Source organism: Rathayibacter tanaceti (assembly GCF_001634385.1).
GTDB classification, from domain to species: domain Bacteria; phylum Actinomycetota; class Actinomycetes; order Actinomycetales; family Microbacteriaceae; genus Rathayibacter; species Rathayibacter tanaceti.
In genome coordinates this window covers 1-22852 of the sequence record NZ_LIIN01000039.1, presented here as the reverse complement: position 1 = coordinate 22852, position 22852 = coordinate 1, and the positions used below count along the sequence as shown (strand labels likewise).

Sequence of the window (22852 nt, the reverse complement as noted above, 5' to 3'; positions counted from 1 at the left end):
CGAGCCGCCGTTCGACGAGGAGCCGCCGGAGGAGGACATGCCGCCGGTCGAGCCGCCGATGCCCGGCTCCTGGGCGACGGTGACGCCTCCGGGCGAGCCGCCTGTGGCCGCCGAGCCGATCGCTCCGCCGCGAGCCGGCGCCGCTCCCGAGCGTCCCGCGCCGCCGGCCCGACCCGTCACCCGGACCACCCGCGCCGCCACGGCTGACGGGCGACAGCGCTACGGCGAGGCGGTGGTGCGCGAGATCCTCGGCGCCCAGTTCATCGAGGAGCAGCCGCACACGCCCCGCGGTCCCCGCGTGACCGGCGCATGAGCCGCGGCCCGCTCCGCACCGTCGCCACCCCCGTCCGTCCCACCCGAGAGGAGGCGACCGCATGTACGAAGGCATCGTCCAGGAGCTGATCGACGAGCTGGGTCGACTCCCCGGCATCGGACCGAAGTCGGCCCAGCGCATCGCGTTCCACATCCTGCAGACCGAGACGTTCGACGTCACCCGTCTCGCCGAGATCCTGCTCGAGTTGCGCGGCCGAGTGCACTTCTGTGACATCTGCGGCAACGTCGCCGAGGAGGCGACCTGCGGCATCTGCCGCGATCCGCGTCGCAGCCGCTCCGTCATCTGCGTCGTCGAGGAGGCGAAGGACGTCCCGGCGATCGAGCGCACCCGCGAGTTCCGCGGGCTCTACCACGTGCTCGGCGGCGCGATCAGCCCGATCGACGGCATCGGGCCCGACCAGCTGCGGATCCGCCAGCTGCTCCAGCGGCTCGCCGACGGCGAGGTGCAGGAGGTCATCATCGCGACCGACCCCAACCTCGAGGGCGAGGCGACGGCCACGTACCTCTCGCGAATGCTGAGCACCCTCGGCATCCGCATCACGCGCCTCGCCTCCGGGCTCCCCGTCGGCGGCGATCTCGAGTACGCCGACGAGATCACCCTCGGCCGCGCCTTCGAAGGTCGCCGCCTGATCGAGAACTGACCCCGCCGCCGACGCACGCAACATGACGCCGTCGGCATGCACCCGCCCGGTAGACTCGCCCGTCGGGTCGCGACGGCGGTCCAGCCACAGACCCGGGAGCAGCACGTGAGCCTGATCGTCCAGAAGTTCGGAGGGTCCTCCGTCGCCGATGCGGAGAGCATCAAGCGGGTCGCCAAGCGCATCGTCGCCACGAAGCAGGCGGGCAACGATGTCGTCGTCGCCGTCTCCGCGATGGGTGACACCACCGACGATCTGCTCGAGCTGGCCCACCAGGTCACTCCTCTGCCGGCGCCCCGCGAACTCGACATGCTGCTCTCCTCCGGGGAGCGCATCTCGATGGCCCTCCTGGCCATGGCCATCAAGAGCATGGGCTACGAGGCACGCTCGTTCACCGGCAGCCAGGCCGGCATGATCACCGACGCCCGGCACGGAGCCGCCCGCATCGTCGACATCACCCCGGTGCGGCTGCGGGAGGCGCTCGACGAGAACGCCGTCGTCATCGTCGCCGGATTCCAGGGCTTCAACCGCGACACGAAGGACATCACGACCCTCGGCCGCGGCGGCTCCGACACCACGGCCGTCGCGCTCGCGGCGGGACTCGGCGCGGACACCTGCGAGATCTACACCGACGTGGACGGTGTGTTCACGGCCGACCCCCGCGTGGTCAAACGCGCCCGCAAGCTCGACCGCATCTCGAGCGAGGAGATGCTCGAGCTCGCCGCCGCCGGCGCCAAGGTGCTGCACATCCGCGCCGTCGAGTTCGCCCGCCGCCACGGGGTCACGCTCCACGTGCGCTCCTCCTTCAGCCCGAACGAGGGCACCATCGTCTACAACGCCGAGACCGCCGGCGCCGAGCAGAACGGACAAGCCGTGGAAGAGCCCATCATCGCCGGAGTCGCCGCCGACCTGAACGAGGCGAAGATCACCGTCGTCGGCGTCCCCGACATCCCGGGCAAGGCCGCGCAGATCTTCACGATCGTCGCCAAGACCGGCTCGAACATCGACATGATCGTGCAGAACGTCTCGGCCGCCGCGACCGGGCGCACCGACATCTCGTTCACGCTTCCCAAGGCCGACGGCCAGACCGTCCTGATGGCGCTCAACGCCGAGAAGGACGAGGTCGGCTTCGAATCGCTCCAGTACGACGATCAGATCGCCAAGCTCGCGCTCGTCGGTGCCGGGATGCGCACCAACGCGGGCGTCTCGGCCAAGCTCTTCCGCTCGCTCTACGAGGCCGGGATCAACATCGAGATGATCTCGACCAGCGAGATCCGGATCTCGGTCGTCACCCGCGCCGACACCGTCGACGAGGCGCTGCGCGTCGTGCACACGGCGTTCGGGCTCGATGGAGACGACGAGGCCGTCGTCTACGCAGGAACCGGCCGCTGACGGCCACCCACCCGCGAGATCCGGCCGCGCCTGCGCGTCGGCCCGGACCGCTCGGTACCTTCTCCTTCACTACCTCCGCCAGACCGGCCCGCGCGCCGCACGGACGAAAGAGCACAGCATGAGTAGCACCCCCCTCCACGTGGGCGTCGTCGGCGCGACCGGCCAGGTCGGGAAGGTGATGCGCCGCCTCCTCGAGGAGCGCGACTTCCCCGTTGCGTCGATCCGCTTCTTCGCCACCGCGCGCTCGGCCGGCTCCACTCTGCCCTTCCGCGGCGAGGACGTGGTCGTCGAAGACGTCGAGACCGCGGACCCCTCGGGCCTCGACATCGCCCTCTTCTCGGCGGGAGCCACGGGATCTCGCGCGCAGGCCCCCCGGTTCGCCGCGGCCGGCGCCCTCGTGATCGACAACTCCAGCGCGTGGCGGATGGACCCCGAGGTCCCGCTCGTCGTGAGCGAGGTCAACCCGCACGCCATCGACCAGGCGGTCAAGGGCATCATCGCGAACCCCAACTGCACCACGATGGCCGCGATGCCGGTCCTCAAGGTCCTCGACCGGGAGGCAGGCCTCACGCGCCTCATCGTCAGCACCTACCAGGCCGTCTCGGGCAGCGGGCTCGCCGGAGCGAACGAGCTGGCAGGCCAGGTCCGCGCCGCCGTCGCCGATGAGCACCTGCTCGACCTCGTGCACGACGGCTCCGCGGTCGCCTTCCCCGCGCCCGACAAGTACGTCGCGCCGATCGCGTTCGACGTGATCCCCTTCGCCGGCAACCTCGTCGAGGACGGTTCGAACGAGACCGACGAGGAGAAGAAGCTGCGCAACGAGAGTCGTCGGATCCTCGAACTCCCCGAGCTGCTGGTCTCCGGCACCTGCGTGCGCGTCCCCGTCTTCACGGGCCACTCCCTGTCGGTGAACGCCGAGTTCGCCTCCGCCCTCACCCCCGAGCGAGCGCGCGAGCTGCTCGCCGAAGCGCCGGGAGTCGTCCTCCGCGAGGTGCCGACGCCGCTCGAGGCCGCGGGCAAGGACCCCAGCTACGTCGGCCGCATCCGCGCCGACGAAGGCGCTCCGGAGGGCCGCGGGCTCGCGCTCTTCATCAGCAACGACAACCTGCGCAAGGGCGCCGCCCTCAACGCCGTGCAGATCGCCGAGCTGATCGCGGCGAAGCAGCCCGTCTCCTGACGCGAGGGGAGGGTCTGCCCCATTCCGGATTCGCCCCGCTCGCGTGGAAAAGCCCCGAATTTGATGCGCAAGCTCGTACCCGACCGAGCCTTGCGCGCTTCGGCGACGGTAAACTCGACTCTCGTGAACTCCTCGGAACCGGTCGACGTCGCCCTCATCGGTGGGGGCATCATGAGCGCCACTCTCGGCGCACTCATCACCCAGCTGCAGCCCGACTGGACCATCGCCGCCTACGAGCGCCTCGGCGACGTGGCCCAGGAGTCGTCGAACCCGTGGAACAACGCGGGCACCGGCCACGCCGCCCTCTGCGAGCTGAACTACATGCCCGAGGCGGCCGACGGCTCCGTCGACCCCGCCAAGGCCATCCAGATCAACGAGCAGTTCCAGATCTCGCGTCAGTTCTGGTCGAGCCTCGTCGAGTCCGGCGACATCCGCGAGCCGTCGAGCTTCATCCATCCCGCCCCGCACATGACTTTCGTGCACGGCGAGGCCAACGTCGAGTACCTCCGCAAGCGCTACGAGGCGCTCAAGGACCAGCCGCTGTTCGCCGGCATCGAGTTCACCGAGAGCATCAAGACCATCCACGAGTGGGCGCCGCTGCTGATGGAGCAGCGTCCCGCGGGAGGCGGCCCCTACGCGGCGACCCGAGTGCCGGCCGGTACCGACGTCGACTTCGGCTCGCTCACCCGTCAGCTCTTCGACCACGTGGTCGCACACGGAGGCACGCTCGACACCGGCCACGAGGTCACCGACATCACCCGGCAGAAGGACGGCACCTGGCGCCTCGACCTCAAGCAGGTCGTCGGAGGCACCCCGAAGCGCGTCACCGCTCGTTTCGTCTTCGTCGGTGCGGGCGGCGGAGCGCTGCACCTGCTGCAGAAGTCGGGAATCCCCGAGATCAAGGGCTTCGGCGGCTTCCCCATCTCGGGGCAGTTCCTCCGCACCGACAACCCCGAGCTGGTCGCCAAGCACCGCGCGAAGGTCTACGGCAAGGCCGCGGTAGGAGCGCCTCCGATGTCGGTGCCACACCTTGACGCCCGCATCGTCGACGGCGAGGCCTCGCTGCTCTTCGGGCCGTACGCGGGATTCACGCCCAAGTTCCTCAAGCGCGGCTCCTGGCTCGATCTCCCGCTCTCGATCCGGCCGCACAACATCGGCCCGATGCTCGCGGTCGCGCGTGACAACTTCGACCTGATGAAGTACCTCATCGGCGAGGTGCTGGCCGGGCGCGGCAAGAAGATGAGGGCGCTGCGCGAGTTCCTGCCCGCCGCCCGCGACGAGGACTGGTACCTCATCACCGCCGGTCAGCGCGTGCAGGTGATGAAGAAGGACGCGACGAAGGGCGGAGTGCTGCAGTTCGGAACCGAGGTCATCACGGGGGCCGAGGGCAGCATCGCAGGCCTCCTCGGCGCCTCGCCCGGTGCGTCGACCGCGGTGCCGATCATGCTCGACATCGTGCAGAAGTGCTTCCCCGGCAGGATGGCGCAGTGGGAGCCGCGGATCCGCGCTCTGGTGCCGAGCTACGGCTCGACCCTCAACGACGCTCCTGAGAAGGCCGAGACCACCGTGGGAGCGACCGCTCGGACGCTGGACCTCTCCGCCTCCGTTTAGACGATCCCCGGGCGTGTCGTTCGAACATATGTTCTCATAGCTTCATGAGGTGGAGCGGGCAGTCGATCGGCACGGCGGACGAGGCCGCGCTACCCGGGCTCGTCACGCTCACCGATCTCGTGCGGACGGTGCGGACTCCGGAGTTCGACGGCATCACCTTCTACGAAGTGCTCGCGAAGTCGGCGCTCAACCGGGTGCACACCTCGTCGAAGATGCCGTTCGGCTGGACCATCAATCCCATGCGCGGCTGCACCCACGCGTGCACCTACTGCTTCGCGCGGCCCACCCACGAGTACCTCGAGTTCGACGGCGGTCGCGACTTCGACTCGCAGATCGTGGTCAAGGTGAACGTCGCCGAGGTGCTCACGCGCGAGCTGGCGAAGCCGAGCTGGGGCAGGCACCCCGTCGCTCTGGGCACGAACACCGATCCCTACCAGCGGGCAGAGGGTCGTTACCGGCTGATGCCCGGCATCATCGCGGCGCTGGCCGCCTCGGGCACGCCCCTGTCGATCCTCACGAAGGGGTCGCTGCTCCGCCGCGACCTGCCGCTGCTCCGTGAGGCCGCCGAGCACGTGCCGGTCGACCTCGGAGTCTCGATCGCTGTGTACGACGAGGACCTGCAGCGCTCCGTCGAACCGGGAGCGCCGACGGCGGCGGCCCGGCTTGCGACCGTCACGGCCGCGCGCGAGGCGGGATTCGAGTGCTCGGTGTTCCTGATGCCGATCCTGCCGTTCCTCACCGACACGCGCGCCCACCTCGACGCTTCTCTGCGTGCGTGCCGTGACGCCGGCGCGAGCAGCATCATGTACTCGACGCTCTACCTCAAGCCCGGCGTGAAGGAGTGGTTCTTCGAGTGGCTCGCGCACGAGCACCCCGAGGTGCTCGAGCGCTACCGCTCGCTCTACCCCGGCCGCGCCGTCTACGCGCCACAGGAGTACCGCCGCTGGCTGTCCGCACGCATCCGTCCCCTGATGCGCGATCACGGGCTTGAGCGCGGCGAGGAGGATCCCGCCACGGGCTCGGTCCGCTCCTCCGCTCTCGGGTCGCTGGGCACGCTGCGCACACTCGGCGGCGAGCGGAACGCGCTGCAGCACGACGGCCTGCTGATCGGAGAGCTCGGTCCCGACAAGGCGGCGCTCCTGCCGGGGGTCGGCCAGCCGACCCTCTTCTGAGCCGGCGGCTCGACCACCCGCCAGTAGGATCGTCGGCATGGTCACCCGCTCCGGTGAGCCCGCGCCCGGCTCCTCCGCGTCGGGCCCCTCGGCCGGGAGCCTCGATGTCGAGGCCCGGAGGCCGGTCCGGCTCGGGCTCCTCGACACCCACGAGGACCTCCTCGCTGCGATGAGCACGTGGATCCGATCGCACGCACCCGATTTCGAGCTGGTGATCGGAGCCGCGACCTGGCCTGATCTCGTCACGAGCGATGTCTTCCCCACCCAGGTCGTCATCATGGACGTCGAGGTCCGCGAGCCGATCTCGATCGAGGCACGGATCCGCACCTGCCGCGCGGCGGGCGCCGCGGTCGTCGTCCTCTCTGAGAGCGAGGACGACGAGATCCACGAGCGCACGCTCCGGGCCGGCGCCCTGCGGCATCTCGCCAAGTCTCGGCCGATGCGCGACGTGATGGAGCAGACCCGGGCTGCGCTCGAGATGCGCTCCGCCGACGTCTCCGCGGCGCAGTGGCGGCCACTGCCGTCGGGAGTCGCGACCCAGCAGCGCCCGCGGCTGAGCGCGGGAGAGCTGGAGGCGCTGCGGCTCTACGCGTCCGGCTCCACGACTCCCGAGGTGGCCGCGAAGATGAACGTGCAGTTCGAGACGGCGAAGACCTACCTCCAGCGGGTGCGCCGGAAGTACAGCGCGGCAGGGCGCCCCGCCGGCCGGCGCGCCGACCTCATCAGGCGTGCCGGCGAGGACGGGCTCCTCCCGTGAGCCCCGTCGACCCGCATCGGGGCAGCCGCCTCCGCACCAGCCCCGAGGAGACCTGATGGCCAAGCTGTACTTCCGTTACGGCGCCATGAACAGCGGCAAGAGCACCTCGCTCCTCCAGGCGGCGCACAACTACGAGGAGCGCGGCCACCGCGTGCTGCTCGCGAAGCCGGCGGTCGACACGAAGGGCGACGCGCTCATCGTCTCGCGTCTCGGTGCGACCCGTCCGGTGGACATCCTCTTCGAGCCCGACGGCGATCCTGTCGCCGTCTTCACCGCCGCGCGCGAGCGTGTGTTCGCCGAGTCGGCGCGCGACGTGAGCGCCCTGCTCGTCGACGAGGCCCAGTTCCTCGCCGAGTCCCACGTCGACGATCTGCTCCGCATCGCGATCCTCGAGAACGTCCCCGTTCTCGCCTACGGCATCCGCACCGACTTCCGTACTGCGGCCTTCCCGGGGAGCCGCCGGCTGCTCGAAATCGCCCATGCCCTCGAGGAGCTCAAGACGATCTGCCGGTGCGGGCGCAAAGCGATCTTCAACGGGCGCGTGCTCGACGGTCGGTTCGTGTTCGACGGAGATCAGGTCGCGATCGACGGAGCGGCGGTGACTTACGAGGCTCTCTGCGGCGCGTGCTACCTCCAGGAGAGTCGCGGACGGCTCCGCGGATGACCCGGGGAGGAACGCTCGCCTCTCCGACACCCATCGGAAACGAGGAAGTGGGTAGCCTGGCGAAGTGACATCACCGGAAACGGAATTACGCCTTTCGGCACAGCAGCAGGACAGGGCGGGGGGAACGATGACGGCGCAGGGGACCACGCCGAAGCGCCGTCCGTCGTGGGAGCAGGACTACCGCCGGCGTCTGCTGATCACCGACGTGATCGCGATCATCCTCTCCGTCTTCGGCACTCAGCTGTACTGGTTCGACCTGAACCTGAACTCGGACGTGGGATTCCAGAACCCCGCAGACATCGCCATCAGCTACACGTGGGTGTCGGTCGGGCTCTCTGTGGGCTGGCTCCTCGCCCTCCAGGTGTTCGACACCCGCGACCGCCGCATCGTCGGCACCGGCTACGTCGAGTACCGCCGGGTCGTCGACGCCTCGATCTGGCTGTTCGGCATCGTCGCGATCATCGCCTACCTCCTGCAGATCCTGCTGGCGCGCGGCTACATCATCACGGCGTTCCCCGCGGGCATCGTGCTGATCTGCGTCGGGCGCGTGGTCTGGCGCTCGTGGCTCACCCGCCAGCGCCGGTCCGGCCGCTTCTCGAGCCAGGTGGTGCTGCTCGGCTCTCGCGCGAGCGTGCTGCACACCGCCCGCGAGCTGCGCCGGGGGAGTGAGGCCGGCTACAAGCTCGTCGGCGCGGTCTCGACCTCGGTCGGAGGCGCGGAGGCACTGCGCGACGAGCCGGAGCTCTCCGGCCTCGCGGTCCACGGCTTCGCCGGGGTCGACGGCGTGCGCGCTGTGATGGACGCCACCGGGGCCGACACTGTCGTCGTCACGAGCTCGGACGAGCTCGCCCCGCAGCGCATCCGCGAGCTGAGTTGGACTCTCGAGCCCGGGCGCGAGCACCTGGTCGTCGCGCCGAGCCTGACCGACATCGGCGGACCCCGGATCCACACCCGCCCGGTCGCCGGACTGCCGCTGATCCACGTCGAGACTCCGCGCTTCGACGGTCGTCAGCGCTTCGCCAAGCGGCTGTTCGACATCCTCGCCTCGACCATGCTGATCCTGCTCAGTGCACCGGTCCTCGTTGTGGTCGCCGTGCTGGTCAAGGCGACGAGTCCCGGACCCGTGCTGTTCCGTCAGGAGCGCATCGGCCTGAACGGCGCGACGTTCGAGATGCTCAAGTTCCGCTCGATGGTCGTCGACGCCGAGGCCCGCTTGGCCGCGCTGGCCTCCGAGCAGCGGGCGGAGGGCAACACGATCCTGTTCAAGATGGCCAAGGATCCGCGGGTCACCCGCGTGGGAGCGTTCCTCCGACGCTTCAGCCTCGACGAGCTGCCGCAGTTCCTCAACGTCTTCCGCGGCGACATGTCGCTGATCGGCCCCCGCCCGCCGCTGGCGCGCGAGGTCGAGCAGTACGAGGAGCACGTGCACCGCCGCTTCCTGATGAAGCCGGGCATCACCGGCCTCTGGCAAGTCAGCGGGCGTTCCAATCTGTCGTGGGAGGACACCGTGCGCCTCGACCTCTACTACGTCGAGAACTGGTCGATGACCGGCGACGTCGTGATCCTCTTCAAGACCGCGCGAGCCGTGCTCGCCCGCGACGGAGCGTACTGATCGCCGGCGTGAGGGCCTCTGCGCCCAGAACCCTGTCCGTCTCGGTGCTCGAGACCCCGTTCCGCGTCGTCTTCGGTGCGGGCGTCAGCGAGGAGGACGCGGCGAGGATCGCGGACAGCTGGGCGTGCTGCGCGGCTGACCCGGACTCCGCCGCCCGCGACGTGCTCGCCGAAGTCGCACCGACCCCGACCCGGCAGGTCGGCACCGGGATGCGCGTGTCCTCGACCAGTGTCGCCCAGCTGGAGGAGTCGCTCACCTCGACCCTGACCGTCGAAGCGATCGGCGAACGGCGCGGCGACCTGCTGATGCTGCACGCCTGCGGCATCGCCGACGAGGACGGTCATGTACTCGCGTTCGTCGCCGCCTCGGGGACAGGCAAGACCACGATCGCCCGCACGCTCGGATCCCGTTTCGGCTATGTCACGGACGAGACGGTCGGGGTCACCTCCGAGGGGCGAGTCCTGCCCTATCCGAAGCCGCTCTCGGTGAAGCCGCTCAGCGGCTCCGCGCCCAAGGCCCAACTGGCCCCCACCGCGCTCGGGCTGCGGCCCGCGCCGGACGTGCCCCTCGTGCTCGCGGGCGTCGTGCTGCTCGAGCGCCGCGACGCCGTCGACGCGCCCTACCTCGAGCCCGTCGATCCGATCGAGGCGATCGAGGACCTCGTGCCGCAGACCTCCTACCTCTCGGCCAGGCCCCGCCCCATCACCGGGCTGGTGCGCACTCTCACCGCTCTGGGCGGAGTGCGTCGCCTGGTCTACTCCGAGGCGGGGAGCGTGGTGCACCTCGTCGAGGAGGCGTTCGCCGGGCTCGGCGCGCCGGCTCCCGCGGCGTGGGGCGACGTGAGCGCAGTGCCGCTCGGGGCTGCCGGGGAGGTACCTCCCGGCGCGCTCGTGCGCACTCCGGCCGACGACGCGGTCGAGCTGCCCGACGGACAGCTGCTCGTCTTCTGCAACGATGTCCTCGTGCGCCTCTCCGGGATCGGGCCCGTGGTGTGGCGGCACGCCGATCGTGGGGCTCATGTCGCCGGTCTGGTCGCGTCGGTCCTCGAAGAGGTCGGCCCCCCGCCCGTCGGCGTCGATGCCGAGGCCGCTGTGGAGGCCGCGGTGAGCGAACTGGAGGACCTCGGCGTGATCACGAGAACGCCTCCTCTTCCGACCACCCCCGACGGGTGGCACGCATGACGCGCCTTGCGTCTGAGGGGTGCGGGCGCTGTGTCAGAATTCGACAGCACCCGTCTTCGTCACGTGCCGTGCGATCATGATCAGCGAAGGAATCTGACCCTGTGGAACTACGAGACGTCCTCCGGCTTCTGCGGGACCACTGGATCCCGATCGTCGCCGCGATCCTCCTCGGCACCCTCGTCGCCTTCGGCTGGTCGCTGACCCAGACTCCGCGCTACGTCGCCGACTCGCAGGGCCTCGTCTCGGTCGCCACGACGGGCGGCACGGACGAGAGCCAGGAGATCTACACGCAGCAGATCGCCCAGTCGGTCGCCAAGTCGAGCCTTGCGACCTATGTGCCCATCGCCACGTCGCGTGACGTGGCGCAGATCGCGATCGACAGCCTTGGTCTCGACGTCTCGCCGGCCACGCTCATCGCGGCGATCTCGGTGCAGCCCGACACGGTCGCTCCCGTCCTCAAGGTCAGCGCGACGGCCTCGACCCCCGAGGGCGCGCAGAAGCTCGCCGACGCCTGGGTCTCGGCGATCGCCACCAAGGTGCAGCAGGTCAACCAGGAGACGGGCGTCGGCGACACCGTCACACTCACCGTCCTCCAGACCGCGGCCCTGCCTTCCTCGCCGGCCTTCCCGAACCTCCGTCTGGTCCTCGCGGTCGGCGCGCTCGCCGGTCTCGTCATCGGCCTCGTCTACGCCTTCGTCCGCAACACTCTCGACCGCCGCATCCGCACGGCCGAGATGGTCGAGCGCCTGTTCGACCTGCCGGTCGTCGGCACGCTCCCCGTGGACAAGCGGCTGAACGAGACCAACCGCATCGTCCCCGAGGCCGACACGACCGACTACGTGAAGTCGGATGGCAAGCACGCGCTGGCCGAGTCGCTGCGCGAACTGCGCACCAACCTCCAGTTCATGAACATCGACAGTCCGCCGCGCATCATCGTCGTCACAAGCCCGCTCCCCTCGGACGGCAAGTCGACCGTGACCGCCAACCTCGCCGTCACCCTCGCCGCCTCCGGTCAGCGCACCGTCGTCGTCGACGGCGACCTCCGCAAGCCCACGGTGGCCAAGTCCTTCGGGCTGGTGCCCGGCGTCGGCCTGACCGACCTGCTGATCGGCAAGGCCGAGCTGCAGGACGTCCTCCAGCCTGGGGCCCGTCGGGCAACCTGTGGGTGCTGGGTGCCGGATCGATCCCGCCGAACCCCTCCGAGCTCCTCGGCTCCAACGGTATGGACATCCTGCTGCACGAGATCGCTCGCGAGGCGATCGTCATCGTCGATGCGCCGCCGCTGCTCCCCGTCACCGACGGAGCGATCCTCACGGCTCGCACCGATGGTGCCCTCGTCGTGATTTCGGCTGGCAAAACCACGACAGACGAGCTGGGCAAGGCGATTCAGAACCTCGAGCGCGTCAGCGGACACACCCTCGGCGTGATCCTGAACCGCGTCCCGCCGCGCGGGCAGGTCGGCCGCGGCTACGGCTACTACTACACGAGCTACTACGGTTCGGAGCGTTCCGGCGCCCGCCCGGACGCAGCCGCCGAGCCGACTCCGACGTCGGCCTGAGCGGCCGGCGATGATGTTCCCGGGCGACGACCCGTCCCGCCGCGCACGTCGGGGTTGGCGCCCGGACGAGTCCGATGCGGCCTCCGAGAGTCCTGTCTTCACCGTGCTCTCGGTCTGCACGGGCAACATCTGCCGCTCGCCGATGTCGGAGCAGCTGCTCCGCGCGTCGCTCGCCGAGGCCACATCGCCCGAGGGAGGTCCGCTGTTCGCCTTCACGAGCGCCGGCGTACGCACTCGTGATGGTGTCCCGATGGATCCGATGTCGGCGCGGTTCTCCGTCGTCCACGGCGGCGACCCCTCGGCGCACCGGAGCTCGGTGCTGAACGAGACGCTCGTCGGCGGGGCCGATCTCCTGCTCACAATGACTCGCGAGCACCTCGTCGATGCGTCTCGGAGCTTTCCGTCCCTCCTTCTTCGCGGTTTCACCCTGCTTGAGTTCGCCCGGGTGCTCCCCTTCGTGCTGCGGGAGGTGCCGCTCCCGGTCATCGAGGATCCGGCGGCTCGGCTCCGGGCCGTCGTCCGGCTCGCCGCCGCTCATCGGGGCCGAGCGCCGCGAGGCGACGGCGGCGACGACATCGACGACCCTATCGGCCGCAGCGAGGCCACTCATGAGCGTGTCGCCGCGCAGATCGCTGCCGCGGTCGCCGACGTGTCCCGCGATCTGAGAGCATTGGCGCGGCGGTAGTCGCGCGGTGGCGCGCGCAGACACGACCGTCGCGTCACACCGCTCCTCCTCACCGTCGCGTCCGCGACACGAACCTGCCACGATTCGGAGACCCTCTGTGAAGCTTTCTGTGATTGGCTGCGGCTATCTCGGTGCCGTCCACGCTGCTGCGATGGCCGAACTAGGCCACGACGTCATCGGCATCGACGTCGATCAGAAGAAGATCGACGCCCTCTCGGCCGGAACCGCCCCGTTCTTCGAGCCTGGACTGCCCGAGTTGCTCGCCTCGGGCGTCGCGTCCGGCCGTCTGCGCTTCTCGACCGACATGGCCGATGCGGCCGGTGCCGCCGTGCACTTCGTCGCCGTCGGCACCCCCCAGAAGCCGGGCGAGAACGCGGCCGACATGACCTACGTCGACTCCGCGATCGATGCCCTTCTGCCGCACCTCGAGCCCGGCTCGCTCGTTGTGGGCAAGTCCACCGTGCCGGTCGGCACGGCGGCCCGCCTCGCTGAGCGCATCGCGTCCTCCGGCTCGACGCTCGCCTGGAACCCCGAGTTCCTGAGGGAGGGGTTCGCCGTGCAGGACACGATCAGCCCCGACCGCCTCGTCTACGGTGTGCCGGAGGGCGAGGCCGGAGCGACGGCGACGGCGACCCTCGACCAGGTCTACGCGACCGCGCTGGCCGCCGACACACCGCTGGTCGTCACCGACTACGCCACCGCCGAGCTGGTCAAGGTCTCGGCCAACGCCTTCCTCGCGACCAAGATCTCGTTCATCAACGCGATCGCCGAGATCGCGGAGGTGACCGGTGCCGACGTCACGCAGCTCGCAGACGCGATCGGCTACGACGTGCGCATCGGACGTCGCTTCCTCAACGCCGGCATCGGCTTCGGCGGCGGCTGCCTCCCGAAGGACATCCGCGCGTTCTCGGCGCGTGCCGACGAGCTCGGTGTCGGCGACTCGGTCGCCTTCCTCAAGGAGGTCGACGCGATCAACCTCCGCCGCCGTCAGCGGGTCGTCGACCTCGTCTCCGAGGGTCTCGGCGGCTCGGTTGCCGGCCGGCGTATTGCGGTTCTCGGCCTGGCCTTCAAGCCGGAGTCTGATGACATCCGCGACTCGCCATCACTCGACGTTGCGGCGCGCTTCCACGATCTCGGCGCGATCGTCGTCGCGACCGATCCCGAGGCGATCGAGAACTCCCGCCGCAAGTACCCCGAGATCACGTACACGGCCGATGTCGACGAGGCGCTCGCGGGGGCCGACGCCGTCGTGGTGGTCACCGAGTGGAAGCAGTTCCGCGGTCTCGACCCCGTCGCGTCTGCGGCCAAGGTCGGCAATCCCTTCATCGTCGACGGACGTAACTGCCTCGACCCCGCCGCCTGGCGTGCGGCCGGCTGGGAGTACCGCGGCCTGGGTCGCTGAGCCGGGCGGTCGCGGGGCGTCTCAGCTCGCGCGACCGGGCCCGTCCGCCGCGACGCCGGAGGCGCCGTGGAGAGGTAGGTGCGCGAAGGCGTCGTCCCACTCCGCGGCCCTCCGGCGTTCGCGTGCGCTCATGACGGTGCTCAGAAGGACACCGGCGACGGCACCCAGCGCGGCTCCCGAGGTGTTCATCAGCACGTCGTGCGCCGTGGCGAATCGGGCAGCGAGGAACAGGAGCTGACCGAGCTCGATCACGCTGCTGGTGACCGCGCCGACCAACACGGCGATCCATGCCCGTCGTGGGCGCAGATTGAGCGCGACGAGCAGACCCAGGGGGATGAAGAGCGCGATGTTCGCCGCCGACTCGATGAAGCCGTAGTCGACCGCGGGCAGTCCGTGACGGGCGAACCAGGACGTGACTCGCCCCAGGTCGCCGTCGATCGCGGCGTCGACCGGAGTCGGCCAGAAGGCGATCGCGGCGAGGGCGGCGAGGTAGGGCACGCCGAGGAGGAGTGTGAGGCTGAGGCGGGTGAGCGACCGGGGCACGGTGCTCCTCTCGTCGATCGGCGGGCGGAGTCGACGACGACGGCGGAAGAACATTCTTTCCCGACGCGGCTGTGACCGGGCCGGGAGTCGCACCGGGAGACTCCCGAGGCGCGGCCGGGCGAAGCCGGCAACGAGGTGCCCGTCAGCGAGGCGCCCGGCAACGACGAAGCCCGGCCGGATCATTGATCCTGGCCGGGCTTCTCACCGGTCGGGGTAGCGGGATTCGAACCCACGACCTCCTCGTCCCGAACGAGGCGCGCTACCAAGCTGCGCCACACCCCGGCGTACTCATCACGGAGAACCGCTCACGAGCCTCATCAATAGTAGCCGATTTCCGGCCTCCCGTCGGACACCGGTCGTCAGGCCGAGGGGACCAGCGTCACCAGGGTCACCTCGGGGCGGCAGGCGAAGCGCACGGGAGCGTAGATGGAGGTGCCGACTCCGGCGGAGACGTTGAGGTGGGAGCTGCGGAGGCCGTTGTTCCAGGTGCTCGAGCCCGCGACCTTGTCGCGCGGGATGTCGCAGTTGGTGACCAGCGCGCCGAAGCCGGGCACGCAGACCTGGCCGCCGTGGGTGTGACCGGCGAGGATCACCTCCGCTCCCCGCGCGACGAAGTCGTCGAGGACCCTCTGGTACGGCGCGTGGGCGACGCCGATGCTGACTCCGACCGGCTCCTCCTCGGCTGCGCGCAGCTCGTCGACCGCTCCTGCGACGAGGTCGATGCGGTCGAGCCCGATGTGCGGGTCGTCCACCCCGAAGAGCTCGATCCGCGTGCCCTTCACCGTGATGCTCTGAGCGCGGTTGTTCAGGTCGATCCAGCCGAGTGCCCCGGCGAAGAAGTCGGTGAGTCCCTCGGTGTCGAGATCGGCCTCGTGCTGCTCCGGATTCTTCGAGGGTCCGCGGAAGTAGCGGAGCGGATTCTTCAGCCGCGGCCCGAAGTAGTCGTTGGAGCCGTTCACGAACGCTCCGGGGATCCCGGCGAAGGGCTTGAGGGCACGGCGGATACCCAGCACGCCGTCGCGGTGGCCGAGGTTGTCGCCGGTGTCGATGACGACGTCCGGCGCGAGGGCGAGCAGCGAGCGGATCCACTCCTGCTTCTTCGACTGCCACGGAGCCATGTGCAGGTCGGAGACGTGCAGGATGCGGATCGGGTCGGCTCCGGAGGGAAGAACGGGGAACGACGTGCGCCGCACCGTGAAGAGCGTGCGCTCGACGCCGATGCCCCACGCGGCGGCGGCGGCGGCGCCTGCCGCAGCGGCCGACGCGAGGGCTGTGGTGAGGGGGCGACGGGTCCGTCCGGTCATGGGTCCTTCTCTCGCGACTCGGCCGCGAGCGCGACCGCGTTCATTCTGCCGGACGCTTCCGAGCGCACGCCCCGTGTCAGCCGCCCGGCGACGGGGCCGCCGTGCCCGCGCTGATCCGCAGGGTGATCTGCGCGCCCTTGGCGACGCGCGACCCCGCGGGCGGGTCTGTCCTGGCGACGGTGCCGGCGGGCCGGTCGGAGGGGACGGGGGCGGCGTCGACCCTCACCGTGAATCCGACCGACCGCAGTCGGGCGGTGGCCACAGCGGGGCTCTGGCCAGTCACCTGCGGAACCGCCTGCTGCGACGCGTCGACGAGGGCCTGGGAGGGGGCGGGGAACGCTGAGCCTCCGTACTTCGCATCGGCGACCCGCATGATCCGCGGCCAGATCTGGTGGCGCACCTGACCAGCGTTGACTCCCTTGAGCAAGAAGGACCGCATCGAGCTCGACCCCCGTACGTTGCCGACCCAGGTCGCCGTGGCGACCTCGGTGCTCGCACCGACCATCCACGTGTGCACCGCCTTGTCGGTGGTGCCGGTCTTGCCGAGGTGCGGAACGCCCGTCTTCGGGTTCGACGGCGCGCCGGTTCCTCCTGACACCACCTGCTGGAGCGCGAACGCGGCTGTAGCCGCGACATCCTCCGAGAGGGCCTGCGTGCACTCGGAGGAGGGCGGAGCGATATCGGCGCCCGTGCGATCCACGATCCGGTCGATGGCGATCGGGGTGCAGACGGTTCCCTTGTTGGCGAAACCCGCGAAGGCGGTGGCCATCGTCAGCGGTGCGATCTCGTTGGTGCCGAGGATGGCCGGGGCCAGCTTCTGCAGCTCCGTCCCGTCGGCGCGATGCACGCCCATCGAGAGTGCCGTGTTGCGGATACCGCAGAGGTCGAGCTGCTGCGCCATTGCGGCGAAAGAGGTGTTGATGGAACCGGTGGTGGCCTGGAGCGCCGTGGTGACACCTCCGTTGCCGCCCTCGTCGTTTCCGGGGTTCCAGGGCTCACCGCCGTAGTAGACCCCGCCGGGCTCGCAGCTGTCTCGGAACGTCGTGTACGCGCGGCGGGTGCCGTCGACGCTCTCGCTGAGGGAGTGCCCCTCCTGGAGCCACTCCGCGAGGGTGAACACCTTGTAGGTCGAGCCCACCTGGAAGCCGGAGGAGCCGCCGTGGCCTAAGTCGGTGTTGTAGTTGACGCTCGTGTAGTTCGCGCCCGTCACGGTGGGGTCGTTGGAGTAGTCCTTGTTCTGCGTCATCGCGAGGATTCGGCCGGTGCCGACCTCGACCGAGACGCTCGCACTGCCGATGTTCACGTTCGCCATCGACTTCGGCACCCACGCGTCGGTGGCGGACACGGCCGCTTGCTGGAGATCGGAGTCGAGGGTCGTGTAGATCTGGTAGCCGCCGCGCTTGAAGGTCGCGTCGCGCTCGTCCTGACTCGCGCCGAACGCGTCGTCGTTCTTGATCACCCAGGTCACGTAGTCGCAGAAGAAGGCGGCGACTCCGGCTGTCTGGCAGCCGGTGCTGGGCTCGGTGATCCTGGGGGAGACCGGCGTCGCGGCCGCCTCCTGCACCTGCTCGGTCGTCACCTTCGACTCGAGGTCCATGCGGTTGATGATGTAATTGCGCCGATCGAGCGTGCTCGGGTAGCCCTCCGCCGCGAGGTTCGCCGGATCGTCCGGTCGGTCGAAGCGGAACTTCTCGGGGTTGTTGACGATCGCGACGAGCGCCGCCGACTGCGCGAGCGAGAGGTCCTTCGCGCTGACGCCGAAGTAGTAGCGGGCGGCGGCCTCGATGCCGTAGACGGTGCCTCCGAACAGCGCGATGTTGAGGTACCCGAGAAGGATGTCGTTCTTGGCGTACTCCTTCTCGAGGCCGATCGCCAAGCGCATCTCGGCCACCTTGCGCTCCGGTGTGGTCTCGGTCGCCTCGCGGTAGGCCGCGTCGCGCTCGATCGGATCGCTGAGCCCCTCCGCCTTCTGCACGAGAACGTTCTTGACGTACTGCTGGGTGATGGAGGAGCCGCCCTGCACGTCGGCGCCCAGGGCGGTGGTCGCCGCCGCGCGAACCGTCCCGAGAAGATCGACGCCGCCGTGCTCGTAGAAGCGCGGGTCCTCCGAGGCGATGACCGCATCCATCACGAACGGCGAGATCTCGTCCCAGCCGACCTGCACCCGGTTCTGCGCATAGAAGGAGGCGAGCAGCACGTCGCCGCCGGCCGAGTCCTTGGCATAGACGTCGCTCTTCTCTGCGAGGGTGCCGATCTCGAGGTACTCGGGGAGGTTGTCGAACATCTCGACCGTATTGCCGGCGGCCATGCCGCTCAGCGCGATCGCCGGCGTGACGGAGGCGGCCACCAGGACCCCTGCGACGATGCTCATCGCGACGATGCCGATCAGGCTGCCGACGGCACCTCCGATGGTCTTCACGACTCTGGTCCCGCCCTGCCCCGACATAGAATCAGCGTAGTCGCCGCGCTCGGACGAGCCGCGGCCCCCATCCCGCCGATGTGCGGCGCTCAGCAGTCGTCCCGCACCGGCCGCACTCGAGGAGAGCCATGTCCGTCCCGCGCTGGGAGTACGTCACCACCCCGTTGATGATCCACAACACCACGGCGATCCTCAACACGTGGGGTTCCGAGGGGTGGGAGCTCGTGCAGATCGTGACCGGGCCCGAGGGAGGGCTCGTCGCCTACCTCAAGCGTCCCGTCGCAGAGGCCGACGCGTGATCGCCGAGCGGCTCGCGGAGCTCGGCATCGAGCTCCCCGACGTCGCTGTCCCGGCCGGCGCGTACGTCCCGGCGGTCGTCCACGGCGGAGTGGTGTACACGGCCGGTCAGATCCCCTTCGTCGACGGCGCGCTGCCACTGGCGGGCAAGGTCGGTGCTGAGGTGTCGCCCGAGCAGGCGAAGGATCTCGCCCGCATCTGCGCGCTCAACGCGCTCGCGGCGGTCGCCGACGCGATCGGATCGCTGGACCGCGTGACGCGCATCGTCAAGCTCACGGGGTTCGTCGCCTCCGCCTCCGGCTTCACCGGTCAGCCCGGAGTGGTCAACGGTGCCTCGGAGCTGCTCGGAGACGTGTTCGGTGAGGCGGGCCGTCACGCGCGCTCGGCCGTGGGCGTGGCCGAGCTGCCGCTCGGCGCTCCGGTGGAGGTCGAGCTGATCGTCGCCTTCGACTGATCCCGACCGCGTCGTGCCCCGGGCGGCCTCCCCGCCGGCGCGGCTCCGCCCGGGACCCCTGTCAGTCCGCGGCCATCGCGGAGGTGATCACCGCCATCACCTGCGTGTCGGCCAGGGTCGTCGTGTCGCCCACGGCACGCCCCTCCGCCACATCGCGGAGCAGGCGGCGCATGATCTTGCCGGAGCGGGTCTTCGGCAGCTCCTGCACCACGATGATGCGCTGGGGGCGGGCGATCGCGCCGATGTGCTCGGCGACGTGGGACTTCAGCGTGGCCTCGAGCTCGTCGTGCCCGTCGGCGAGTTCCTCGGCCCGGCTCGCCTTGGCGATGACGAAGGCGACGACCGCCTGTCCGGTGGTCTCGTCCGCCGCTCCCACGACCGCCGCCTCCGCCACGACCGGGTGCGAGACCAGGGCCGACTCGATCTCGGCCGTCGAGAGGCGGTGGCCGGAGACGTTCATCACGTCGTCCACGCGACCGAGCAGCCAGAGGTCGCCGTCGCGGTCGCGGCGGGCGCCGTCTCCGGCGAAGTAGCGGTCGCCGAACGTCGACCAGTACGTCTCGACGTACCGCTCCCGGTCACCCCAGATGCCGCGCAGCATCGACGGCCACGGCTCGGTGACCACCAGGAGTCCGCCTTCGTCGGGGCCCACCGGGGTTCCGTCGTCATCGACGACGTCGATCGAGATTCCGGGCAGGGCCACCTGAGCAGATCCGGGCTTCAGTGTGGTGACGCCCGGCAGAGGCGAGACCATCATCGCGCCCGTCTCGGTCTGCCACCAGGTGTCGACGATCGGAGTCCGGCCGCCGCCGATCACATCGCGATACCAGATCCACGCCTCCGGGTTGATCGGCTCGCCGACCGAGCCGAGCAGACGCAGGCTCGACAGGTCGAAGCGCTGCGGGATCTGCCGTCCGAGCTTCATGAACGAGCGGATCGCGGTGGGCGCCGCGTAGAGGATCGTCACGCCGTGCTTCTCGACGATCTCCCACCATCGGCCGGGGTGCGGGCTGTCGGGGGTGCCCTCGTACATCACCTGGGTGGCTCCGTTGGCGAGTGGGCCGTAGACGACGTAGCTGTGGCCGGTGATCCAGCCCACGTCGGCGGTCGACCAGTAGACGTCCGTCTCGGGGCGGAGGTCGAAGACGGCGCGGTGGGTGAAGGCCACCTGGGTCAGGTAGCCGCCGCTGGTGTGCAGGATGCCCTTCGGCTTCCCGGTGGTGCCGCTCGTGTAGAGGATGAACAGCGGCTGTTCGGCCGGGAAGGGCTTCGCGACATGGTCGGCGTCGACCGCGACCATCTCCTCGTGCCACCACAGGTCGCGGCCACCGTGCCAGTCGACCTCGTTGCCTCCGCGGCGCACCACGAGGACGTGCCGCACGCCGGACTCGCCGCCGAGGGCGAGCGCCGCGTCGACCGCCGGCTTGAGAGGCGAGACGGCGCCCTTGCGCCAACCGCCGTCGGCGGTGATGACGAGCTTCGCCTCCGCATCGTCGATGCGAGCACGCAGGCTCTCGGCGCTGAAGCCGCCGAAGACGACCGAGTGGACCGCGCCGAGGCGGGCGACCGCGAGCATGGCGACCACCGCCTCCGGGATCATCGGGAGGTAGATCGCGACCCGGTCGCCCGCTCGGATGCCGAGGCTCGTCAGCAGGTTGGCGGCTCGCTTCACCTCGGCAGTGAGCTCGGCGTAGGTGAGCGAGCGGGAGTCGCCGGGCTCGCCCTCCCAGTGGATCGCGACGCGGTCGCCGTGCCCGGCGAGCACGTGCCGGTCGAGGCAGTTGTAGGCGACGTTCAGCTCGCCGTCGTCGAACCACGTCGCGAAGGGCGGTTCGCTCCAGTCGAGGGTCCTGGTGAACGGCGTGTGCCAGTGCAGCAGCTCGCGGCTGCGCGCGGCCCAGAAAGCGAGCCGATCGGTCGCGGCCTCCTCGTAGAGCGCGCCCGTCGCGACGGCGCCGGCCGCAAACTCGGCCGGCGGCGGGAAGCGCCGAGTCTCGTGGAGGAGATTGTCGATGGCGGTCGTGCCGCCGGCTCCGGAGGAAGTGGACATCTGCGATTCGCTCCTTCGCGAGTGCGACGTTAGCCGACCCACGCGGTCGGCCTCGCACCACCGTAGCGCTCGACCCCGGTCAGGATCAGGCGGGAGCCGAACCTGAATGTCCGGCCCAGTTCTCCTCAGATTCCGCAGAGGTGCGCGGCTGGACTTGGCGATTCGCCGTCCTTCCCCTACAGTGGCGTACGGCCGGACGAAAGTTCGGCTCTGCGGCGCAAGCGATTCCCCCCAATCCAGCGCCGCCGAGGCGGCACCTGTTCCCCCCAATGGGTGCCGCCCCCTTCTTCCCGTCGGTTCCTCCCGCCGGGACGCACGCCCCCGCTCGAGCCCTGCTCGCGGGGGCGTTCGTCGTGGGCCCCGGGCAACCGGCCACCGGGCGCCCGGTCTTCCGCTCGACGCGGTGCAGCGGCTCCTCCACAGCTGGGGCGATCACGGTCCTCTCCACCGATCGGAGTCGTCGTGCTCCGGTCGGTGGCGCCGGCTCCTAGCGTGCGGGGATGAGTCCCGATTTCGTGCCCCTCATCCCCGCCGAGCATCGCCGCGAGCCGAGACCGGTCCGGCCGGCCGCGGTGAGCCTCGGCCTCCTCGCCCCGCATGCCGCCGACCCTGCGGTCACGGATCTCTTCGTCAATGGTGGAGCCGGCCTGTGGGTCGATCGCGGGGGTGGCGCGGAGCGTGTGCCCGAGTGGACGCTCGACTCCTCAGGCGCCCGGCGGCTCGCGGTGTCACTCGTCGCCGCCGGAGGCAGGCACGTCGATGAGGCGAGCCCCTGCGTGGACGTGCGGCTGCGCCACGGGGTGCGCGTGCACGTCGTCCTGCCGCCCGTCGCCACCGGCGGTGCGCTGATCTCGGTGCGGGTGCCGCGCGCCGAGTCGTGGACGCTCGAGGGGCTCGAGGGGGCAGAGATGCTCGACGCTCCGGGGGTCCGGCTGTTGCGCCGCGCGGTTCTCGAGCGCTGGAATCTGCTGATCACCGGCGCCGGCGGATCGGGGAAGACGACTCTGCTCGGAGCGCTGCTGAGCTCTGCGCCCGCATCGGAGCGGATCATCGCGATCGAGGACGTCGGCGAGCTGCGCCCCGCGCATCCGCACGTCGTCTCGCTCGAATCGCGGCAGTCGAACCTCGAGGGCGCCGGGGCTGTCGGTCTCGATCGGCTCGTGCGGGAGGCGCTGCGGATGCGGCCCGACCGACTCGTGCTGGGGGAGTGCCGCGGAGTCGAGCTGCGCGAGCTGCTCTCTGCGCTGAACACCGGGCACGACGGCGGTGCGGGCACGCTGCACGCGAACTCTCTCGAGGACGTGCCCGCCCGTCTCGAGGCGCTCGGCGCACTCGCAGGCCTCGGGCCGGAGGCGATCGCTCGGCAGACGGTCAGCGCGATCGACCTCGTGCTGCACCTGGAACGGCGCGGCGGACGTCGGCGCCTCGGGGCCTTCGGCGGGTTCGTGCTCGACCAGGCAGGGCGCCTGCGCGTGCAGGAGGGCACGCTGCCGCGGCGCTCGCGGTCAGGCCGATGAAGCGCGGCGACGGCCTCGATGAGGTGGCGGCGATCGTCCACCGGCTCGCGGTGCTGTTGGCGGCAGGTCTGGCGCCCGGTTCTGCC

Annotated in this window: 20 protein-coding genes, 1 tRNA gene and 1 pseudogene; 17 read left to right on the top strand and 5 right to left on the bottom strand. The window is 70.2% G+C overall.

Features of this window, described 5'->3' with window-relative positions; genetic code table 11:
- The 14 genes and pseudogenes from ACH61_RS06770 to ACH61_RS06710 all read left to right on the top strand — a co-directional run.
- A pseudogene (locus ACH61_RS06770) lies at positions 1 to 313 on the top strand (hypothetical protein); the annotation flags it as partial.
- 61 nt (positions 314 to 374) lie between these two features.
- Positions 375 to 974 (top strand): recombination mediator RecR, encoded by a 600-nt coding sequence (gene recR / locus ACH61_RS06765; protein ID WP_068210188.1) that lies wholly within the window; start codon positions 375 to 377, stop codon positions 972 to 974.
- 105 nt (positions 975 to 1079) lie between these two features.
- The gene (locus ACH61_RS06760; RefSeq protein ID WP_068210186.1) at positions 1080 to 2363 is read left to right on the top strand and encodes an aspartate kinase; all 1284 of its coding nucleotides are present in this window, start codon (positions 1080 to 1082) and stop codon (positions 2361 to 2363) included.
- A 118-nt stretch (positions 2364 to 2481) separates the two neighbouring features.
- Positions 2482 to 3540 (top strand): aspartate-semialdehyde dehydrogenase, encoded by a 1059-nt coding sequence (locus ACH61_RS06755; protein ID WP_068210183.1) that lies wholly within the window; start codon positions 2482 to 2484, stop codon positions 3538 to 3540.
- A 63-nt stretch (positions 3541 to 3603) separates the two neighbouring features.
- The gene (locus ACH61_RS06750; RefSeq protein WP_082845078.1) at positions 3604 to 5151 is read left to right on the top strand and encodes a malate:quinone oxidoreductase; all 1548 of its coding nucleotides are present in this window, start codon (positions 3604 to 3606) and stop codon (positions 5149 to 5151) included.
- 44 nt (positions 5152 to 5195) lie between these two features.
- Positions 5196 to 6323 carry an Rv2578c family radical SAM protein gene (locus tag ACH61_RS06745; protein ID WP_068210180.1) on the top strand — a complete coding sequence of 376 codons (1128 nt, stop codon included), beginning with the start codon at positions 5196 to 5198 and terminating at the stop codon, positions 6321 to 6323.
- A gap of 37 nt (positions 6324 to 6360) precedes the next feature.
- Positions 6361 to 7080: a helix-turn-helix transcriptional regulator gene (locus ACH61_RS06740; protein WP_068210177.1), complete on the top strand. Its 720-nt coding sequence runs from the start codon at positions 6361 to 6363 to the stop codon at positions 7078 to 7080.
- A 55-nt stretch (positions 7081 to 7135) separates the two neighbouring features.
- The gene (locus ACH61_RS06735) at positions 7136 to 7744 is read left to right on the top strand and encodes a thymidine kinase (protein WP_068210175.1); all 609 of its coding nucleotides are present in this window, start codon (positions 7136 to 7138) and stop codon (positions 7742 to 7744) included.
- 127 nt (positions 7745 to 7871) lie between these two features.
- Positions 7872 to 9356 (top strand): sugar transferase, encoded by a 1485-nt coding sequence (locus ACH61_RS06730; RefSeq protein ID WP_068210172.1) that lies wholly within the window; start codon positions 7872 to 7874, stop codon positions 9354 to 9356.
- 8 nt (positions 9357 to 9364) lie between these two features.
- Positions 9365 to 10537, top strand: coding sequence for a hypothetical protein (locus ACH61_RS06725; protein WP_153038807.1), 1173 nt, complete (start codon positions 9365 to 9367; stop codon positions 10535 to 10537).
- Between the two features lie 101 nt (positions 10538 to 10638).
- Positions 10639 to 11880: a YveK family protein gene (locus tag ACH61_RS06720; protein ID WP_068210167.1), complete on the top strand. Its 1242-nt coding sequence runs from the start codon at positions 10639 to 10641 to the stop codon at positions 11878 to 11880.
- Positions 11877 to 12095: a hypothetical protein gene (locus ACH61_RS17305; RefSeq protein ID WP_161489631.1), complete on the top strand. Its 219-nt coding sequence runs from the start codon at positions 11877 to 11879 to the stop codon at positions 12093 to 12095. Before ACH61_RS06720 ends, ACH61_RS17305 begins: the two co-directional genes overlap by 4 nt.
- Before the next feature lie 10 nt (positions 12096 to 12105).
- Positions 12106 to 12780 (top strand): arsenate reductase/protein-tyrosine-phosphatase family protein, encoded by a 675-nt coding sequence (locus ACH61_RS06715; RefSeq protein WP_082845077.1) that lies wholly within the window; start codon positions 12106 to 12108, stop codon positions 12778 to 12780.
- Between the two features lie 97 nt (positions 12781 to 12877).
- Entirely contained in the window at positions 12878 to 14182 is a 1305-nt protein-coding gene (locus tag ACH61_RS06710; RefSeq protein ID WP_068210165.1) for a UDP-glucose dehydrogenase family protein, read from the top strand.
- Positions 14183 to 14203: 21 nt separating this feature from the next.
- Here ACH61_RS06710 and ACH61_RS06705 read toward each other — a convergent pair whose 3' ends face one another.
- The 4 genes from ACH61_RS06705 to ACH61_RS06690 form a co-directional block, all read right to left on the bottom strand.
- Positions 14204 to 14725: a VanZ family protein gene (locus ACH61_RS06705; RefSeq protein ID WP_158286075.1), complete on the bottom strand. Its 522-nt coding sequence runs from the start codon at positions 14723 to 14725 to the stop codon at positions 14204 to 14206.
- Positions 14726 to 14933: 208 nt separating this feature from the next.
- Positions 14934 to 15007, bottom strand: a tRNA-Pro gene (locus tag ACH61_RS06700).
- Between the two features lie 77 nt (positions 15008 to 15084).
- Positions 15085 to 16029: a metallophosphoesterase gene (locus ACH61_RS06695; RefSeq protein ID WP_068210159.1), complete on the bottom strand. Its 945-nt coding sequence runs from the start codon at positions 16027 to 16029 to the stop codon at positions 15085 to 15087.
- Positions 16030 to 16105: 76 nt separating this feature from the next.
- Entirely contained in the window at positions 16106 to 18475 is a 2370-nt protein-coding gene (locus tag ACH61_RS06690; RefSeq protein ID WP_068210158.1) for a penicillin-binding protein, read from the bottom strand.
- 101 nt (positions 18476 to 18576) lie between these two features.
- On the opposite strand from ACH61_RS06690, the gene ACH61_RS17820 reads away from it, so the two are divergent.
- Both ACH61_RS17820 and ACH61_RS06685 read left to right on the top strand, forming a co-directional pair.
- Positions 18577 to 18747 (top strand): DUF4177 domain-containing protein, encoded by a 171-nt coding sequence (locus ACH61_RS17820; RefSeq protein ID WP_166971887.1) that lies wholly within the window; start codon positions 18577 to 18579, stop codon positions 18745 to 18747.
- Positions 18744 to 19199 carry a RidA family protein gene (locus ACH61_RS06685; RefSeq protein WP_199220824.1) on the top strand — a complete coding sequence of 152 codons (456 nt, stop codon included), beginning with the start codon at positions 18744 to 18746 and terminating at the stop codon, positions 19197 to 19199. Before ACH61_RS17820 ends, ACH61_RS06685 begins: the two co-directional genes overlap by 4 nt.
- Positions 19200 to 19260: 61 nt before the next feature.
- On the opposite strand, the gene acs is transcribed toward ACH61_RS06685, so the two are convergent.
- Complete coding sequence (acs, locus tag ACH61_RS06680) at positions 19261 to 21249, bottom strand: acetate--CoA ligase (protein WP_068210155.1); 1989 nt, start codon at positions 21247 to 21249, stop codon at positions 19261 to 19263.
- Positions 21250 to 21749: 500 nt separating this feature from the next.
- Here acs and ACH61_RS06675 point away from each other — a divergent pair, with 500 nt between their 5' ends.
- The gene (locus ACH61_RS06675) at positions 21750 to 22766 is read left to right on the top strand and encodes a TadA family conjugal transfer-associated ATPase (protein WP_068210152.1); all 1017 of its coding nucleotides are present in this window, start codon (positions 21750 to 21752) and stop codon (positions 22764 to 22766) included.
- Positions 22767 to 22852 lie beyond the last annotated feature (86 nt).

What these genes read in the sequence shown, in the direction of transcription:
- ACH61_RS06695 (WP_068210159.1), bottom strand. Translation starts at nt 16,029, where the DNA reads ATGACCGGACGGACCCGTCGCCCCCTCACCACAGCCCTCGCGTCGGCC.
- acs (WP_068210155.1), bottom strand. Translation starts at nt 21,249, where the DNA reads ATGTCCACTTCCTCCGGAGCCGGCGGCACGACCGCCATCGACAATCTC.
- ACH61_RS17820 (WP_166971887.1), top strand. Translation starts at nt 18,577, where the DNA reads ATGTCCGTCCCGCGCTGGGAGTACGTCACCACCCCGTTGATGATCCAC.
- ACH61_RS06750 (WP_082845078.1), top strand. Translation starts at nt 3,604, where the DNA reads ATGCGCAAGCTCGTACCCGACCGAGCCTTGCGCGCTTCGGCGACGGTA.
- ACH61_RS06730 (WP_068210172.1), top strand. Translation starts at nt 7,872, where the DNA reads ATGACGGCGCAGGGGACCACGCCGAAGCGCCGTCCGTCGTGGGAGCAG.
- recR (WP_068210188.1), top strand. Translation starts at nt 375, where the DNA reads ATGTACGAAGGCATCGTCCAGGAGCTGATCGACGAGCTGGGTCGACTC.
- ACH61_RS06735 (WP_068210175.1), top strand. Translation starts at nt 7,136, where the DNA reads ATGGCCAAGCTGTACTTCCGTTACGGCGCCATGAACAGCGGCAAGAGC.
- ACH61_RS06755 (WP_068210183.1), top strand. Translation starts at nt 2,482, where the DNA reads ATGAGTAGCACCCCCCTCCACGTGGGCGTCGTCGGCGCGACCGGCCAG.
- ACH61_RS06715 (WP_082845077.1), top strand. Translation starts at nt 12,106, where the DNA reads ATGATGTTCCCGGGCGACGACCCGTCCCGCCGCGCACGTCGGGGTTGG.
- ACH61_RS06740 (WP_068210177.1), top strand. Translation starts at nt 6,361, where the DNA reads ATGGTCACCCGCTCCGGTGAGCCCGCGCCCGGCTCCTCCGCGTCGGGC.
- ACH61_RS06690 (WP_068210158.1), bottom strand. Translation starts at nt 18,475, where the DNA reads ATGTCGGGGCAGGGCGGGACCAGAGTCGTGAAGACCATCGGAGGTGCC.
- ACH61_RS06745 (WP_068210180.1), top strand. Translation starts at nt 5,196, where the DNA reads ATGAGGTGGAGCGGGCAGTCGATCGGCACGGCGGACGAGGCCGCGCTA.
- ACH61_RS06675 (WP_068210152.1), top strand. Translation starts at nt 21,750, where the DNA reads ATGAGTCCCGATTTCGTGCCCCTCATCCCCGCCGAGCATCGCCGCGAG.